We start from the raw sequence: 1,192 nt of genomic DNA on the forward strand, positions 1-1,192 counted from the left end.
TTAGGCGATGATCTTGGCAACCACGCCGGCGCCGACGGTACGGCCGCCTTCGCGGATTGCGAAGCGCAGACCTTCTTCCATCGCGATCGGGGCGATCAGCTTGACGGTGATCGACACGTTATCGCCCGGCATCACCATTTCTTTGTCGGCCGGCAGAACGATCGAGCCGGTCACGTCGGTGGTGCGGAAGTAGAACTGCGGACGGTAGTTGTTGAAGAACGGGGTGTGACGACCACCTTCGTCCTTCGACAGCACGTACACTTCGCCGGTGAAGTCGGTGTGCGGCTTGATCGAGCCCGGCTTGGCCAGAACCTGGCCACGCTGGACGTCTTCACGCTTGGTGCCGCGCAGCAGCAGGCCGACGTTGTCGCCAGCTTGMCCCTGGTCCAGCAGCTTGCGGAACATTTCCACGCCGGTGCAGGTGGTCTTCACGGTGTCGACGATRCCGACGATTTCGATCTCTTCGCCGACCTTGATGATGCCGCGCTCGACACGACCGGTCACCACGGTACCRCGGCCCGAGATCGAGAACACGTCTTCCACCGGCATCAGGAAGGCGCCGTCRACGGCACGTTCCGGGGTCGGGATGTAGGTGTCCAGGGCTTCRGCCAGCTTGATGATGCAGTCTTCGCCCATCTCGCCAGCTGCGCCTTCCAGCGCCATACGMGCCGAACCCTTGATGATCGGCAGGTCGTCGCCCGGGAACTCGTACTTCGACAGCAGTTCGCGAACTTCCATTTCGACCAGTTCCAGCAGTTCCGCGTCGTCGACCAGGTCGCACTTGTTCAGGAACACGATGATGTACGGAACGCCAACCTGACGCGCCAGCAGGATGTGCTCGCGGGTCTGCGGCATCGGGCCGTCGGCGGCCGAGCACACCAGGATCGCGCCGTCCATCTGCGCGGCACCGGTAATCATGTTCTTGATGTAGTCGGCGTGGCCCGGGCAGTCAACGTGAGCGTAGTGACGGTTTGCGGTTTCGTACTCGACGTGCGCGGTGTTGATGGTGATGCCGCGTGCCTTCTCTTCCGGAGCCGCGTCGATCTGGTCGTAGGCCTTGGCTTCGCCGCCGAATTTCTTCGACAGAACGGTTGCGATTGCAGCCGTCAGGGTGGTTTTGCCGTGGTCAACGTGACCAATGGTGCCGACGTTGACGTGCGGCTTGGTCCGTTCGAATTTACCTTTTGCCATT

Annotated in this window: 1 protein-coding gene; it reads right to left on the reverse strand. The window is 61.8% G+C overall.

Translation table 11 applies throughout. The annotated features are described in order from the left end of the window. Window positions 1–1,191 carry an elongation factor Tu gene (gene tuf / locus AB4Z32_RS27410; protein WP_442124974.1) on the reverse strand — a complete coding sequence of 397 codons (1,191 nt, stop codon included), beginning with the start codon at window positions 1,189–1,191 and terminating at the stop codon, window positions 1–3. Window position 1,192 lies beyond the last annotated feature (1 nt).

Origin of the sequence: Massilia sp. 2TAF26, from assembly GCF_052115005.1 — a bacterium.
Classification (GTDB): Bacteria; Pseudomonadota; Gammaproteobacteria; order Burkholderiales; family Burkholderiaceae_D; genus Telluria.